Raw genomic sequence first — 16,019 nt, forward strand, 5'->3', positions numbered from 1 at the left:
AGCCCCGCGAAGTTTCGCGGGGCTTTTTTCTGTGGCGCTGGACGGCGGCTGCCTAATACTCGGGTCGTGCTTACTGACCGCTGTCGCCGTCGCCTGACTGGCTGGCCGAACCGAGCGAGCCGTAGAGCTTGACCTTCGAGCGCTCGCGCAGTGCGTCGAGATACGACTGCACCTGCGACTGCCCGCCCACCTGGGCAAGCTGCTGCTGCGCGGCGGCCAGACGCGGGCCGTCAGCGGCCGGGCCATTCGTCACGCTGTTCACGCGGTAGATCGCGTAGCCATCTTTGCCGAGGTCCACGCCGACATAGGCGGGCAGCTTCTGCGCATCGGCCTTGAAGACTGCGGAGAGCGCGCTGGGCGGCAGACCCTGAGCGTCGTTACGCGAGACCTTGAGCGCCGACGAGAAACCATCGGTCGACTTCGACTTCTGCAGGTCCGCGAGCTTGGCCTCGCCGTCCTTGCGCGCCATGTCGGCGGCCTGCTGCGCGACCACCTTCTGGCGCACGGCATCCTTGACCGCGGCGAACGCGGGCACGGCGGCCGGCTGGTAGTTCGTCACGTGCGCCGAGATCAGCGTGTTGTTGCCGACGTCGATTGCCTGGGTGTTGTTGTGCTGATTCACCGAGTCGCTCGCGAATACCGCGTCGAGGAACTTCTGGTTGTTCAGCGGGCTATCCGGCGGCAGCGTTGCATTGGGCTTCGGCGTAACCGTGGCCGTCTGGATCGTCAGCTTGTACTTGTCCGCGGCCGGCTGCAGGCTCTTGGCCTGCTCGTAGACCAGCGACGTGAAGCCGTCGCTCGCTTCGGCGAGCACCTTCGCGGCCTGCTGGGCCTTCACGTCGTTCGCGATCTGCGCCTTCACGTCGTCGAACGGCTTCGTGACCGCCGGCTTCAGGTCGGTGACCTTGACGATGTGATAGCCGAAGTCCGACTGGATCACGTCGCTGATCTCGTCTTTCTTGAGCTTGAAGACCGCGTCGTCGAACGCCTGGCCGCCCGCGATCATGCCGGGGCCGAAGTAACCAAGGTCGCCGCCCTTCGAGGCCGAACCCGGGTCCTGCGACTCCTTCTGTGCGATCTGCGCGAACTGATCCGGATGCGCCTTGACTTCGGCGAGGATCGATTCGGCTTTTTGCTTCGCAGCGTTGCGCACGTCGGCGCTCGCGTCCTTCGGCACCGTGATCAGGATGTGGCTCGCGCGCACTTCTTCCTGCGTGCGGTAGTGCGCGATGTTGTCGTCGTAGTACTTCTTGAGATCGGCGTCGCTCGGCTGCACGCCGGCAGCCACCGTGGCCGCGGAGAGCACGAGATACTGGATCTGCGCGGTGGCCGGGGTGGCGAATGCGTTCTTGTTCTCGTCGTAGTACGCCTGCAGTTGCGCGTCGGTCGGCGTGACCTTGGGCGCGTAGTCGGTCGCGTGGAACGCCAGGCCCTGCACTTCGCGTTGCTGCTCCGAGAGACCGGTGAGCTGCTGCGCGAGCGCCTTCGGCGTGAACGCGCTGCTGATGATCGACGCCGGCAGCTGCTGCATGGCGAGGCTATAGCGCACGCGCTCGTCGTACTGCTCGGGCGTCATGCCTTGCATGGCGAGCAGTTGCTTGTACTGGTCGAGATTGATCGAACCGTCGGGATTCTTGAGCGACGAGATCACCGGGTCGGCGAGCAGCGCGCGGCGCACGGCGTCGTCCGAGGCGGTGAGGTGCAGGCGCTGCGTTTCGTCCACGAGCACGCGCTGCTGGATCAATCCGTCGAGGATGTCCTTGCGATGCTGGGGCGTGTCGAACATGCTCGCATCGAATTGCGCGCCGAGGACCTGGCGGGCCTGGTCGAGCTGCTGGCGCGCCGCGTTGTCGTATTCGACACGCGTGATCTTGTGGCCGTTGACGCTTGCGACGTTCGCGCTTTCATCGAAGAAGCCGCGGAAACCTTGAATACCGACGAAGCCCAGCCCTGGCAGGATGACCAGGAGCAGCATGAACATCATCAGGCGTTTGTGATTGCGGAAAAAGTCGAGCATGCGTGACCAGACGTTGAGGGCGCCAAAAAATGGAACGCCCGATATTACAACAGCGGCCAACAAAAAAGGCGAACCGGAGTTCGCCTTCTTGTCGAGATATCCTTGGCGGAGCGGACGGGACTCGAACCCGCGACCCCCGGCGTGACAGGCCGGTATTCTAACCAACTGAACTACCGCTCCATGCGGTTTTGCGCGAGGTCCCAGAACTGAAGCTGTGGTGGGTGCTGAGAGGCTCGAACTCCCGACCTACGCCTTGTAAGGGCGCCGCTCTACCAACTGAGCTAAGCACCCAGCTTCATGCTTTCCTGCGCTGTTTCCGGTACTGCCACTTCTGCTGCGCCACCTTCTCAGGTAGCGAGCCCGCTAGTTTAGCGCATCCTTCAGCGCTTTGCCAGGCCTAAATTTGGGCACCTTTGCCGCCTTGATCTTGATCGCGTCGCCAGTGCGCGGATTGCGGCCCGTGCGCGCCGTGCGCTTGCCGACGGCAAACGTGCCGAAGCCGACCAGCGTGACCGAGCCGCCCTTCTTGAGCGTCCCTTTGACGCCGCCGATCACGGCGTCGAGTGCGCGTCCCGCAGCCGCTTTCGAAATGTCGGCTTGTTGCGCGATATGGTCGATCAGTTCCGTTTTATTCATTCCAGCCCCCGAGAATGTGTTTGGGCAATCGTAAGAAGGTCAACTTATTGGTTAGACGTCCCCGGCATAGCGCGGGGACCGCTCATTTAACGGGGCCGAAAGGGCCGTGTCAAGCGGGGTTCAGCCTGATTCGGCGGGCGATTCGAGGGAATATTCGAGGGATTATTCGAACAAGTGGGAAATCGCAAAAAAGACCGCTGGTTGTCACCACAACGTCATGAACTGTGACGCGCAAAAAAAAGCCCGCGGACCATGCCGCGGGCTTTTTGGGGCTAAGGCGCTGCGCTGGAGCGCTTACCGAAGGCTTAGTGCTTGACGACTTCCGTCGCACCGGCATCCTTCGATTCGGCCACCGGCGCCTTGGCGTTCTCGGCCTTCACTTCTTCTTCCGGCAGCGGCTGCGGCGCACGTTCGAGCGCGAGTTCGAGCACCTTGTCGATCCAGCGGACCGGCACGATTTCGATCGCGTTCTTCACGTTGTCCGGGATCTCGGTGAGATCCTTGACGTTCTCTTCCGGAATCAGCACGAGCTTGATGCCGCCGCGATGCGCTGCGAGGAGCTTCTCCTTCAGGCCGCCGATCGGCAGCACTTCGCCGCGCAGCGTGATTTCACCCGTCATCGCGACATCGGCGCGCACCGGAATGCCCGTGAGCACGGACACCAGCGCCGTCGTCATCGCACCGCCCGCGGACGGACCGTCCTTCGGCGTCGCGCCTTCAGGCACGTGGATGTGGATGTCCTGCTTCTCGAACGCTTCGTCCTTGATGCCAAGGCGACGCGAACGCGAGCGCACCACCGAGCGCGCCGCTTCGACCGATTCCTTCATGACGTCGCCGAGCGAACCCGTGCGGATCACATTGCCCTTGCCGGGCATGACCGCCGCTTCGATCGTCAGCAGATCGCCACCGACTTCCGTCCACGCGAGCCCCGTGACCTGACCGATCTGGTTTTCCTTCGCAGCCAGACCGAAGTCGTACTTGCGCACGCCGAGGAAAGTGTCGAGGTTAGCGCTGTCTACCGTGACGGCCTTGTCGGCCTTCTTCAGCAACAGCATCTTCACGACCTTGCGGCAGATCTTCGAGACTTCGCGCTCGAGCGAACGCACGCCCGCTTCACGCGTGTAGTAGCGAATGATGTCGCGGATCGCGCCTTCGGTCACTTCGATCTCGCCAGGCTTCAGCCCGTTGTTCTTCTTCTGCTTGGGCAGGAGATAACGCTGGGCGATGCTGACCTTCTCGTCTTCCGTGTAGCCCGACAGGCGGATGACTTCCATCCGGTCGAGCAGCGGCGGCGGAATGTTCAGCGAGTTCGACGTGGCGACGAACATCACATCGGAGAGATCGAAATCGACTTCGATGTAGTGGTCGGCGAACGTGTGGTTCTGTTCCGGATCGAGCACTTCGAGCAGCGCTGACGACGGATCGCCGCGGAAATCCATGCCCATCTTGTCGACTTCGTCGAGCAGGAAGAGCGGATTGCGCACGCCGACCTTGGTCAGGCTCTGCAGGATCTTGCCCGGCATCGAACCGATGTACGTACGACGGTGGCCGCGGATTTCGGCTTCGTCACGCACGCCGCCCAGCGCCATGCGCACGAACTTGCGATTCGTTGCGCGCGCAATCGACTGACCAAGCGACGTCTTGCCGACGCCCGGAGGCCCGACGAGGCAGAGAATAGGCGCCTTGACCTTGTCCACGCGCTGTTGCACCGCGAGATACTCGAGAATGCGTTCCTTCACCTTCTCGAGACCGAAGTGGTCTTCGTCGAGCACGGCTTCGGCGTTCGAGAGGTCGTTGTTGACCTTGCTCTTCTTGCGCCACGGCAGGCCGATCAGCGTGTCGATGTAGTTGCGCACGACGGTTGCTTCCGCCGACATCGGCGACATCAGCTTGAGCTTCTTGAGTTCGGCGTCGGCCTTCTTCTTGGCTTCCTTGGGCATGCGCGCGGCCGTGATGCGCTTCTCGAGTTCTTCGAGATCGGCACCCTCTTCGCCTTCGCCCAGTTCCTTCTGGATCGCCTTGACCTGTTCGTTCAGGTAGTACTCGCGCTGGCTCTTTTCCATCTGGCGCTTCACGCGGCCGCGAATACGCTTCTCCACCTGGAGAATGTCGATTTCGGCTTCGAGTTGCGCGAGCAGATGCTCCAGACGCTCCACGACCGGGAACATCTCGAGGATGTGCTGCTTCTGGTCGAGCTTGAGCGGCAGATGCGCAGCGATGGTGTCAGCAAGACGCCCGGCTTCGTCGATGCCCGACAGCGAGGTCAGGATCTCCGGCGGGATCTTCTTGTTGAGCTTCACGTACTGGTCGAACTGCGAGACGATCGCGCGGCGCAGCGCTTCGGTTTCGGCGCTGTCGGCGTGGTCCGGTTCGAGCGGCATGACTTCGCACGAGAACTGCGTTTCCTGCTCTTCGATGGAAAGCGTCTTCGCGCGCTGCAAGCCTTCCACGAGCACCTTCACGGTGCCGTCGGGCAGCTTGAGCATTTGCAGGATGTTGGCGACACACCCTACTTCATACATGTCTTTTTCGGTCGGCTCGTCCTTAGCGGCGGTTTTCTGGGCGACGAGCATGATGTGCTTGCCGCCTTCCATTGCCGCTTCGAGGGCCTTGATCGATTTCGGTCGGCCCACGAAAAGGGGAATCACCATATGCGGGAAGACTACGACGTCTCGCAGCGGCAGCAGCGGGAGCGTGGTGCGTTCCGGCGGGAGGAGTTGGGTTCCTGACATTTCATTTCCCCATGAGTGGAATCAATTGTTCGGTAAGTGAGGCCTGCACAACCGATTGCAAGCCTCGCGCGTGTGGGAAAAGTTCAGTGACTCCAAAATAGTGCGCCATCGACCTCAAGATAAACGAAAAAGCCGTTCATCCCATTGTATGAACGGCCTTTTTCCGGAACTCTTTAGCCGATCACCACCATCAGTTCGACCCTGCAACCTTCGGCGCGTCTTCGTAGATCAACAGCGGTTTACCATCGCCGTCGATCACGTTGTCGTCAATGATGACCTTGCTCACGCCCTTCATGGCCGGCAGCTCGTACATCACGTCGAGCAATGCCTGTTCCAGGATCGAGCGCAGGCCACGCGCGCCGGTCTTGCGGCGGATCGCCTTGCGGGCGACGGCCTGCAGTGCGGCCGGACGAATTTCCAGCTCCACGCGCTCCATGTTGAAGAGCTTGTGATACTGCTTGACTAGCGCATTCTTCGGCTCGACCAGAATCTTCATGAGCGCGGCTTCGTCGAGCTTGCCGAGCGTGGCGACCACCGGCAGACGGCCGATCAGTTCGGGGATCAGGCCGAACTTGATCAGGTCTTCCGGCTCGGTTTCACGCAGCACTTCACCGGTATCGCGCTCCTGCTTGCTCTTCACGCTCGCGCCGAAACCAATGCCGGTCTTTTCGGTGCGGTCGGTGATGACCTTTTCCAGGCCGTCGAACGCGCCGCCGCAAATGAACAGGATATTGGTCGTGTCGACCTGGATGAAATCCTGGTTCGGATGCTTGCGGCCGCCCTGCGGCGGCACCGAAGCCATCGTGCCTTCGACGAGCTTGAGCAGCGCCTGCTGCACGCCTTCGCCCGACACGTCGCGCGTGATCGACGGGTTGTCCGACTTGCGGCTGATCTTGTCGATTTCGTCGATATAGACGATGCCGCGCTGGGCCTTGTCGACCTCGTAATTGCAGTTCTGCAGTAGCTTCTGAATGATGTTCTCGACGTCTTCGCCCACATAACCGGCTTCGGTCAGCGTGGTGGCGTCGGCGATCACGAACGGCACGTTCAGAAGGCGCGCGAGCGTCTGCGCGAGCAGCGTCTTGCCCGAGCCCGTGGGGCCGATCAAGAGGATGTTGCTCTTGGAGAGTTCGACGTCGTCCTTCTTGTCGAGATGCTTCAGACGCTTGTAGTGGTTGTACACCGCCACTGCGAGGATCTTCTTCGCGCGCTCCTGCCCGATCACGTACTGGTCGAGGATGTCGCGGATCTCCTGCGGGCTCGGCAGGTCCGAGCGCGACAGCGCCGCGTCGACGCCCGCACCGGCGGCTTCGTCGCGAATGATTTCGTTGCACAGGTCGATGCATTCATCGCAGATGAACACCGACGGACCAGCGATGAGCTTTTTCACCTCATGCTGGCTCTTGCCGCAAAACGAGCAATACAACAGCTTCTCGCTGTTAGAACCTTTCTTGTCCGCCATGGATAAATGAGCCTCCGGACACTCTGTTACATGATACGCCGTTTCCCCCGGCCAGGCCGGAGGGTGCGTGAACCGCTTGCTGTGACGGCGTTGGGGGCCGCAGGCCGCGAAGCGCGTTTGCCGATTATTCCACAAGGTCTGCGCGGCGTCGGCTATCCCCTTTTGTACGGGGGCCGAGCTATTCCTTCAGGGCTTCGTTTGCGCGCCGCCCTTCGCAGGGTCGGACGCGCAAAACCGCCCGCGCAGCTTAAGGACGCTTGTGCAGAACCTGGTCGACGAGACCGTATGCCTGTGCGTCGTCACCCGACATGAAATTGTCGCGATCCGTGTCGCGCGCGATGCGCTCGACCGGCTGACCCGTATGGTGCGCGAGCAACTGGTTCAGGCGCTCCTTCAGGTACAGGATTTCGCGAGCCTGGATTTCGATGTCCGAAGCCTGGCCGCGCGCGCCGCCGAGCGGCTGGTGAATCATCACGCGCGAATTCGGCAGCGCGAAACGCTTGCCCTTGGCGCCCGAAGCCAGCAGGAACGCGCCCATGCTGGCCGCGAGGCCCATGCAAAGGGTCGAAACGTCCGGCTTGATGAACTGCATCGTGTCGTAAATCGCCATGCCGGCCGACACCGAACCGCCCGGGCTGTTGATGTACAGGCTGATGTCCTTGTCCGGATTTTCGCTTTCGAGGAACAGCAGCTGGGCGACCACGAGGTTCGCCGTCTGGTCGTTCACTTCGCCGACCAGGAACACCACGCGCTCCTTGAGCAGGCGCGAGTAGATGTCGTAGGAACGTTCGCCGCGGCCGCTCGTTTCGACGACGATCGGCACGAGGCCGAGCGCCTGCGGGTCGAAGTCCCGCGACGAGTGGGAGGTCAACGTATCCAGCGATTGAGCGCGAATGGTCATGCGGTGCATCCTTGTCTGGAAAAGTTCTTCTGATATACCGGTATGGCGACGGACCCCGGTTAAATCAACCACACGGGCAGCATGGCTAAAACCTGCGGATACAAAAACGGCGTGCTGGCCGTCGGTCGCTCCGACAGCCGGCACGCCGTAGCGGGCAGATTTAAGCCTGCGCCGTCGCGCTTGCCAGTTCTTCGAAGCTAACTTGCTTGTCCGTCACCTTGGCCTTGCCGAGCACGAAGTCCACGACGTTCGATTCGACGACGTAGGCTTCCATTTCGGCCAGACGCTGCTGGTTGGAATAATACCAGCGCACGACCTCCTTCGGGTCCTCATAGCTTTTCGCGAATTCGTCGACTTCAGCACGGATTTGCTCCGGCTTTGCCTCGAGGCCGTTGGCCTTCACGAGTTCGGCGAGCACGAGGCCGAGCTTCACGCGGCGTTCGGCTTGTTCCTTGAACATTTCGGCCGGAATCGGCGCGTCCTTGGCGTTGGGCACGCCACGCTGCGCGAGGTCGGCGCGCGCCATTTCGACGAGGCGTTCCTGATCCTGCTCAACGAGTGCGTTCGGCACGTCGAGTTCCGAGATCTTCAGGAGCGCGTCCATCACCTGGTTCTTGACGATCGACTGCGTGCGGCGCTTCGCTTCGCGCTCGAGGTTGTCCTTGATTTCGGCGCGCATCTTCACGAGGTCGCCGTCGGCGATGCCGAGCGACTTCGCGAATTCAGCGTCGATTTCCGGCAGGTGCGGCCACTCGATCTGCTGCATCGTGATCGTGAACTTCGCCGTCTTGCCGGCGACGTCCTTGCCGTGATAGTCCTCGGGGAACGCGAGGTCGAATTCGCGCGACTCGCCCTTCTTCAGGCCGATCGCGGCCTTTTCGAATTCCGGCAGCATGCGGCCTTCGCCCAGCACGAATGCGAAGCCCTCAGCGGTGCCGCCCTGGAACGCGACGTCGTCGATCTTGCCGACGAAGTCGACCGTCACGCGGTCGCCTTCCTTCGCTTCGGTGTCGGCGCCGCCGTCACCGTGCTCGCCCGCTTCGCCGCGAGCGTGGAAGTGCACGCGCTGCTTGCGCAGGATGTCGAGCGTGCGGTCGATTTCGGCTTCGGTGATGGTCGTGGTCGTGCGCTCGATTTCGGCCGTCGCGACGTCGCCGAGCTTCACTTCCGGGTAGACCTCGAAGGTCGCGTCGAATGCGTAGTCGCCTTCGGCGGCTTCCGACTTCGGTGCGAAGCTCGGCTGGCCGGCAACGCGCAGGTTCTCAGCGCGGCTGATGTCGAAGAATTCCTTGCCGACCTTGTCGCTCAGGACTTCTGCTTCGACCTGGCCCGAATACTGCTGCGTGACCATCTTGAGCGGCACCTTGCCCGGGCGGAAGCCCGGCATGCGCACGTTCTTTGCGAGTTTACGGATGCGCGAATCGATTTCTTTCTGCACGGCGTCCTTCGGCAGGGAAATCGTCACGCGGCGTTCGAGCTTGCCGAGGTTTTCAACAACGTTAGCCATGGCTTCAATCGTCCTAAAATTGTTCGAGCGAATCAGTAATCTGTGGTCTTTGCGTGCCGCGGCCCGCTGGGGCCCGCCGGGATCAACCGGGGTCCAGCAACCCGCTTTGGCGCTGAATGCAGGCGCATCGTGCGCCTGCTCAACAGCGCCGAAACGGGCGGCTTGCGGTGCGGTTCCGTCAAAAGAGCCAAGTATTTTAGCAAACTATTTCCCGCTGCCAGCGGAATTGCCGTTTGAGTGTGCTATGCGCCTGTTTTTGACCCACTTTCGGCCTGCTTTTGCATCGCTACGCGCCTGAAATGCGCCGCGATCCGCGCTATCGCAACGCCGTTATCCAGCGCACCCGGCGAGGCTGTTAAGCTTACGCTCGCGCCGGACGCCCCGCCGGCCGCAGCCGCTCCCAACACAATTCTTCCAGCAGAGACACCATGCCGAATTCGTCGACTGACGCTCCCGTAATCGTCATTGCTCCTGATTCATTCAAAGGCTCGCTCAGCGCGGACGGGGTCGCCGCCGCGATCGCCGAGGGCATCCGCCGCGTGCGCGCCGACGCCGACATCCGCATCCGCCCGATGGCCGACGGCGGCGAAGGCACGCTCGACGCGATGCTGTCGATGGGCGGCGAGCGCCGCGTCATCACCGTTGAAGGGGCAGCGGGCCCGAAGCGCGACGCCGCGCTCGGCCTGCTGGGCGACGGCAGCGCGATCGTCGAAACCGCCGAGATCGTCGGCATCACGGACCCGGTGGGCATGGGCGTGCCGGTGGAGGCGCGCAGCACGCGCGGCATGGGCGAAGCGATCCGTGCGCTGCTCGACGAAGGCGTGCGGCGCTTTTACGTGGCGCTCGGCGGCAGCAGCACCAACGACGCCGGCGCCGGCTTGCTCGCAGGCCTCGGCCTGCAGCTCTTCGACGCCGCCGGCAAGCCGCTCGAACCCACGCCGCAAGCGCTCGCGCAAGTCGCGCGCGTGGATGTGTCCGGGCTCGACGCGCGGCTTCGCGAGGTGTCGTTCGTCGGCATGTCGGACGTGGACAATCCGCTCACTGGCGAGCACGGCGCGACTGCCGTGTTCGGCCCGCAAAAAGGCGTGACGCCCGACCAGGTCGCGCAGATCGACGCGGCGCTCGGCCGTTTCGCCGATCTGCTCGAAGCGGCGCTCGGTCGCCGCGTGCGCGACGAAGCGGGCTCCGGCGCGGCCGGCGGCCTCGGTTTCGCGCTACGCATGCTCGGCGCGAGCTTCGAGCCCGGCGCCGAAGTCGTTGCGCGCACCATCGGTCTGGACGAAGCACTCGATCGCGCCGACTGGCTCATCACCGGCGAAGGCCGCTCGGACGTGCAGACGCTGCACGGCAAGGCACCGTTCATCGCCTGCCGCCACGCCGTGGCCGTGGGCGTGCCCGCCACGCTGCTCTCGGGCGCCGTGGACGCGGCCGCCCTGCCGCGCCTCGCGGAGCATTTCAGCGGCTGCTTCTCGCCGGCTCCAGGTCCCATCACGCTCGAAACCGCGATTCGCGACGCCGCACGCCTGCTTGCCAACGAAGCGGAGCAACTCGCCCGCCTCAAATACGCTGCGCGTACATCCATCTAGGCAGATTCGTCGGGGCGCACCGCCCCGGCCTGGTCGCCGGAACCCGGGATTCGCAGTCCGATTCGTTGCGTGCGCGCGCCACACATTCCGCAGTAAGCGATTAATAGATTCGTGCACCGCACCCGACGTGTTGCGCAAGGGTTCGGATGCGTTGACCCGCGCGCAAGATGGGGCAACAATCATGGAATCGCGACACGATCGCGCCCTTCCCAAGCGACCAGACCAGGACTCCCATGAAGGCAAGCAAAGCCGGACTCGAACAATTCCTCACCTATCGGCTGCATGTCCTGAACAAACTCTCCGAACGGGGTGCCAGCGAACGCTACCAAGCGAAGCTCGGCATCACACTTCCGGAGGCTCGGCTCATTGCAGCTGTGGGGGCGTTCGGCCCGTTTTCCGTGATGGAGCTTGCGCGTCACGCGAATCTCGACAAGAGCCAGGCAAGCCGTGCAGCCGAGGCGCTGATGCGCCGCGGCCTCATGCAACGCGACACGAGCGAGGAAGACGGACGCCTCGTGCTCGTTTCGCTCACAACCGATGGACGCGCGCTGTATCGCAAGGTCATGCCCATCGCGCGCAAGTGGAATGTCGACCTCTTCGCGAGCCTCGACGACAAGGAGCGCGACGCGCTCGCGCGTGCGCTCGACAAGGTGATCGAAGCGATGCAGACCGAACTGTAAGGCGGTACGCGCAAGCAGAGGCAATAAGCGAAACAGATGGCGGACGGGATCGGGCAACGTCCAGGCCGCCATCGCGAGTGCAGCGTGAGTATCGCGCTGACTTCGCACAAACAAAAAGGCCACGTACCTGACGGTACATGGCCTTTTTACTTTGGTGCGTGAGGCCGGACTCGAACCGGCACACCCTTGCGGGCGTCAGGACCTAAACCTGGTGCGTCTACCAATTTCGCCACTCACGCGAATTCTTTGCGCTTCTGTTCTTGCGCCCGGCAGGACCGCTGCGCTTCACTACAAAAAACGCGTGCGATACAACCCTGTGCGACATGCCGACTGATCGAGTCCTCGTGAGACGCCGGGCGGCGTTGTCCACGTCGCCCGCAATCCAGCCTGCTTTCTGACTACGCCCGCCGGCGGCAATGCTTCATTATGTGCCGGCTGCGCGCCTCCAGCTAAGCGTCAGAAAGCGCAAGCGCGAGATTCTAACCGATTGCCTGGCGCTTGTCTGCATCCTGAAACCAGTGCTCGACGGATCCTGACGGCGCATCGCCCAGCACGCTGGCCAGCCCCGCCGGGCCGGCCAGAAGCCGCGCCGATGCTAGAATCGCGGCTCCATCGTCGCGCCGCGCTCTGCCCGCCGCGCGAACCGCTTCGCCCCACACCTCCGAACGCCGTGAACTTCGACGAATACTGCCTGCAAAAGGCGGCGCCCCCTGGTTCGAGCACTTACTATGCGCTGCGTCAGGCCCGCGCCGCGCGCCAACCGCTCTTGACCGCACTCTTCGCGCTGCGCCGCGAACTCGAGGAAACCGCGAAAGAAACGAGCGATCCCACCGTTGGCCGCACGAAGCTCGCCTGGTGGCAAAAGGAACTGGCCGCGCTCGCCGCGGGCAATCCCGCGCATCCGGTCACTCAGGCGCTCGCCGCGCATCTCGACGATCCGAAGGCCGTCTATCCTGGTTTGCAGGCGCTGCTCGCTGGCTTCGAGATGGATTTCGAGCAGGCGCGCTATCTCGATCTGCCGAATCTGCGCCGCTATATGGAAGGCGTGGGCGGCACGTTCGCCTCGCTCGTGGCGCAACTCAGCGCGCGCACGCCCGAGGACCGCCAGGACGCCTCACGCTGGGCCGCACCGCTTGGCAACGCGCTCATGCTCGCCCAGTTCGTGCCGGAGATCGGCAACGACGCGCGCCATGGCCGCATCTACGTGCCTATCGACGAATTGCAGCGCTACAACGTCACCGCCGCCGATCTCATCAACCGGCGCTATAGCGCGGAGTTCACGGAACTCATGCAGTTCCAGACCTCGCGTGCGCGCGAAGCGGTACACGCCGCGCTCAACGCGATTCCCGCCTCGGCGCGCCGCGACCAGCGCACCTTGCGTGCGCTTGCAGCGCTCGAACTCGCGCTGCTCGACGAAGTCGAGCGCGAAGGCTACCAGGTGTTGCATCAGCAGATCGTGCTCACGCCCGTGCGCAAGCTGTGGATCGCCTGGCGCGCGGCGCGGCGCGGCTAAAGCTCGCGCCTGCTCACGCTTGCATCAGGCGCGCAGCAGTGGCAGCGGCTCGAAGCCTTGCTGCAGCACGGCCCGCGCGTCGAGCCCCCACCAGGGGCCCAGCACGGTCGCATAGATCTGCCTGAAGTCGACGCCCACCGGCAGATTGCCGTTGCCGTCGAGCTGCGCGAGTTGCGGCGCCTGACCATAAAGGCCGCCCGCTACCCGCCCGCCCGCGACGAAGTGCGCCGAAGCCGTACCGTGATCGGTGCCGCGGCTTTGGTTCTCGCGCACACGCCGCCCGAATTCCGCATACGTCACGATCAGCGTGCGATCCCAACGCCCGAGTTCCACGAGCGCCGAGCGCATCGCCTCCATGCCCGAGGCGAACTGGCGCAGCAAGTCGGCGTGACGCTGCGGCTGGTTCTGGTGCGTGTCGAAGCCGTTCAGCGTCAGACGAATCGCCGCGACGCCGCGCCCCGCCACCGGCGCGCCCTGCGCGGTGTCGCTCGATGCGAGCGCCTGCATGGCCGTCTTGATCGAAGCGCCGAACGCCCCTGAAGGAAACGCCGTCTTCAACGCGTAATTGCCTGGGCGTGGCCGCAGGGCGTCGGCGGCATGGACGATGTCGTTCTCGACATCGAGGATATGCGCGAGCGCGGGGTTGCGCTCCTTGAGCGAGACCGGCGTGACGAGGCGCGAAGCGCGCGCGAACTGCGCCGGATTCACGAGCGCGATGGCACGCGCGCCGTTCGAGAGCGGCCCCATCTCGGCGCTGCCGAGCACGAGCGCGTCGGCGGCGAATCCGGGCGGCACCGGCTCGCTTGCGAACGCGCGCGTGAGCCAGCCTTCGCGCAAATACTCATTGGCGCGCGAAGCCGTGTCCCAGATCTCGATCGAACGAAAGTGCGAAAGATTCGGTTGCGCGTAGCTCACGCCCTGCACGATCGCAAGCTCGTGCGCGCGCCACATCGGCATGAGCGGCGCGAGCGCCGGATGCAGCGCCGTGCGCTCGTCCAGCTGGATCGCCTGCGCGCGCGGCACGCCGATGCTTTGCCGGTAGCTGTAATAGAGCGGATCGGCAAAAGGCACGACCGTGTTGAGGCCGTCGTTGCCGCCCTTGAGTTCGACGAGAATCAGCAGGTTCTCATAGCCGCTGGCAAGGCCGGGGCGCACGGGCATCGCCCCTTGTGCGCGCGCGACGCGAGGCAACCCTAGCGCAGAACCCGCCATCGCGGCGGCGGCCGTCGCACCGGCTGCAAGAAAGTCGCGTCGCTTCATGGCTTGCCTCGCTTGTCAGTGCGGCGGCGCACATTGCCGCCGGGGATTCGGCCGTTCATATCCATACTTCACTTCAACTGATACACCGGATCCATCAGCAGTGCCTGGAGATAGGAACCCGCACTGCTGCCAACTGCAATCGCATCGACTGGCGCGAGCGGCAGGACTGCATGCTGCATCTGCAACTGCGCTGAAAGGCCGGGCGAGGCATCGGCAGCGAGACCGTAACGCGAGAGCCAGCCGTCCAGATCGAAGCGCATACCGCCTTGCAGCCCATCGCGGCGCATCACGTTCACCGTGTTTTGCATGCTTTGCGGCACGCTTGCCGCAACCTTCTCGGGTACAGCCGAGGCATGCGGCCGCCCTGCTTCCGTCGCACGAAACAGCTGCTCGACGAACTGCTTGCGTGCGAGCAGTGTCGAGCTGTTGATCCACGACGCCCCGCCGGGCCACCCTTTCACGTTCGGCGGGTAAAACAGATTCTCGCCCAGCGCGGCCGAGCGGCGCGCAAACGGCAGCGTGTCGCCATACGCCACATCGAACCGCCGCATTGTCCCGACGATGAATTCCACCGGCGAACTCACGAGCACGCCACGGTTGCGCTCATCCCAGAACGCGGGCGTCGCGAGCAGTGCGCGAAGCGCCACGCCTACGTCATAACCACTCGCCCGAAAACGATCGGCAACGCGCGTGAGCTGTGCCTCGTCGGCTGTTGCGGAGATGAACTCGCGCCACAGCTTGCCCGACACATATCGGGCAGTTTGCGGCTGCGCGAGCAGGATGTCGAGCACCTGATCGCCGTCGAACGCACCGCTGCGTCCCAGCACGGTCTTTTCGCCAGCGTCGTGCAAGTCGGGGCGCCAGACGAACGCCTGGGTGTCGGGATCGAGACTCCAGCCCGTGTACGCACGCGCCGCTTCGGCGACGTCGCGCTGCGAGTACTGCCCTTCGCCCAGCGTGAACAATTCCATCACTTCGCGCGCGAAATTCTCGTTGGGACGGCCCTTGCGATTGCTCGCGCCGTCGAGGTAGAGCAGCATCGCGGGGTCTTTTGCGACGGCGTGCAGCATGCTCGCAAAACTCCCCAGCGCGTCGCGCCGCAAGAGTACGTTTTGCGCGGACATCAACTGCGGTTCGCCAACCTTGTCCTGCCCCGAGGTGAAGTGGTTGTGCCAGAAGAGCGTCATGCGCTCGGTCAACGGCGAAGGCGTGACGAGCATCTCGCGCAGCCACCACGCGCGCAATTCGTCGTAGCGGGCACCGCGCTGGCGCTGCGCTTCCTGGCGCTCTTGCGGGGTCCACGCGTTGCGCTGCGCCCGGCTCGGCGGCACTTCAGCGCTCCATGCGGGCAGTGGCGTCAGCGCCTCGCTGCGCGCGTTGCCGACGATCCGCGCGACAGCCTGCTCTCGCGTGAGCCCCACGTAAGGCGCGACTTCATTCTCGCGCGGCGCGAAACCTGTGCGTGCGAGAAGATGGCGGGCGTCGTCGGCGTCGAGCAGCGCATCCGCTTCGTCGTTCGACGCCTCTGCGCCCGCGATGGACTGCTCGCTTTGCCTCGGCCGTCTTGAGTCGCTCATGATGAATGGGCGCACGACGAAACCGCCGGCGCAGTCAATGAATGTACCGGCTTAACGGATGTGACGAAACGGATGTTGACGACGCAATTGCTACGGTTTTTTTCAGCACGATTGCATGCCGATAAAATCGTGAAAGGCGCGAGAAAGG

The 16,019-nt window shown here is 63.7% G+C and carries 11 protein-coding genes and 3 tRNA genes; 3 read left to right on the plus strand and 11 right to left on the minus strand.

All coding sequences use genetic code 11. The features are described 5' to 3' along the window. Positions 1 to 70: 70 nt before the first annotated feature. The 8 genes from FAZ97_RS07225 to tig all read right to left on the minus strand — a co-directional run bounded on the left by FAZ97_RS07225 (position 71) and on the right by tig (position 9,255). Positions 71 to 2,017, minus strand: a complete 1,947-nt coding sequence (locus FAZ97_RS07225) for a SurA N-terminal domain-containing protein (protein ID WP_158757831.1) — start codon at positions 2,015 to 2,017, stop codon at positions 71 to 73. 103 nt (positions 2,018 to 2,120) lie between these two features. Then, positions 2,121 to 2,197, minus strand: a tRNA-Asp gene (locus tag FAZ97_RS07230). A gap of 35 nt (positions 2,198 to 2,232) precedes the next feature. Then, a tRNA-Val gene (locus tag FAZ97_RS07235) sits at positions 2,233 to 2,308 on the minus strand. A 72-nt stretch (positions 2,309 to 2,380) separates the two neighbouring features. Beyond that, a complete protein-coding gene (locus FAZ97_RS07240; protein WP_027796408.1) occupies positions 2,381 to 2,653 on the minus strand; it encodes an HU family DNA-binding protein in 273 nt (90 codons plus the stop codon). 305 nt (positions 2,654 to 2,958) lie between these two features. After that, a complete protein-coding gene (gene lon, locus FAZ97_RS07245; RefSeq protein WP_158757832.1) occupies positions 2,959 to 5,385 on the minus strand; it encodes an endopeptidase La in 2,427 nt (808 codons plus the stop codon). Between the two features lie 190 nt (positions 5,386 to 5,575). Continuing rightward, positions 5,576 to 6,847 (minus strand): ATP-dependent Clp protease ATP-binding subunit ClpX, encoded by a 1,272-nt coding sequence (gene clpX / locus FAZ97_RS07250; protein ID WP_028216418.1) that lies wholly within the window; start codon positions 6,845 to 6,847, stop codon positions 5,576 to 5,578. A gap of 247 nt (positions 6,848 to 7,094) precedes the next feature. Further along, positions 7,095 to 7,748 (minus strand): ATP-dependent Clp endopeptidase proteolytic subunit ClpP, encoded by a 654-nt coding sequence (gene clpP / locus FAZ97_RS07255; protein WP_028206978.1) that lies wholly within the window; start codon positions 7,746 to 7,748, stop codon positions 7,095 to 7,097. 160 nt (positions 7,749 to 7,908) lie between these two features. Next, positions 7,909 to 9,255, minus strand: coding sequence for a trigger factor (tig, locus tag FAZ97_RS07260; RefSeq protein ID WP_158757833.1), 1,347 nt, complete (start codon positions 9,253 to 9,255; stop codon positions 7,909 to 7,911). A gap of 428 nt (positions 9,256 to 9,683) precedes the next feature. Here tig and FAZ97_RS07265 point away from each other — a divergent pair, with 428 nt between their 5' ends. Beyond that, positions 9,684 to 10,841: a glycerate kinase gene (locus tag FAZ97_RS07265; RefSeq protein ID WP_158757834.1), complete on the plus strand. Its 1,158-nt coding sequence runs from the start codon at positions 9,684 to 9,686 to the stop codon at positions 10,839 to 10,841. A gap of 233 nt (positions 10,842 to 11,074) precedes the next feature. Then, complete coding sequence (locus tag FAZ97_RS07270) at positions 11,075 to 11,521, plus strand: MarR family winged helix-turn-helix transcriptional regulator (protein WP_028206975.1); 447 nt, start codon at positions 11,075 to 11,077, stop codon at positions 11,519 to 11,521. Between the two features lie 152 nt (positions 11,522 to 11,673). On the opposite strand, the gene FAZ97_RS07275 is transcribed toward FAZ97_RS07270, so the two are convergent. Further along, positions 11,674 to 11,760: transfer RNA gene (locus FAZ97_RS07275), tRNA-Leu, on the minus strand. A 431-nt stretch (positions 11,761 to 12,191) separates the two neighbouring features. On the opposite strand from FAZ97_RS07275, the gene FAZ97_RS07280 reads away from it, so the two are divergent. Then, positions 12,192 to 13,034 carry a squalene/phytoene synthase family protein gene (locus tag FAZ97_RS07280; RefSeq protein WP_158759086.1) on the plus strand — a complete coding sequence of 281 codons (843 nt, stop codon included), beginning with the start codon at positions 12,192 to 12,194 and terminating at the stop codon, positions 13,032 to 13,034. Positions 13,035 to 13,058: 24 nt separating this feature from the next. Here FAZ97_RS07280 and FAZ97_RS07285 read toward each other — a convergent pair whose 3' ends face one another. Both FAZ97_RS07285 and FAZ97_RS07290 read right to left on the minus strand, forming a co-directional pair. After that, positions 13,059 to 14,294 carry a DUF1501 domain-containing protein gene (locus FAZ97_RS07285; RefSeq protein WP_158757835.1) on the minus strand — a complete coding sequence of 412 codons (1,236 nt, stop codon included), beginning with the start codon at positions 14,292 to 14,294 and terminating at the stop codon, positions 13,059 to 13,061. 68 nt (positions 14,295 to 14,362) lie between these two features. Further along, positions 14,363 to 15,871: a DUF1800 domain-containing protein gene (locus FAZ97_RS07290; protein WP_158757836.1), complete on the minus strand. Its 1,509-nt coding sequence runs from the start codon at positions 15,869 to 15,871 to the stop codon at positions 14,363 to 14,365. Positions 15,872 to 16,019: the final 148 nt, after the last annotated feature.

It is taken from the genome of Paraburkholderia acidiphila (assembly GCF_009789655.1).
Lineage (GTDB): Bacteria > Pseudomonadota > Gammaproteobacteria > Burkholderiales > Burkholderiaceae > Paraburkholderia > Paraburkholderia acidiphila.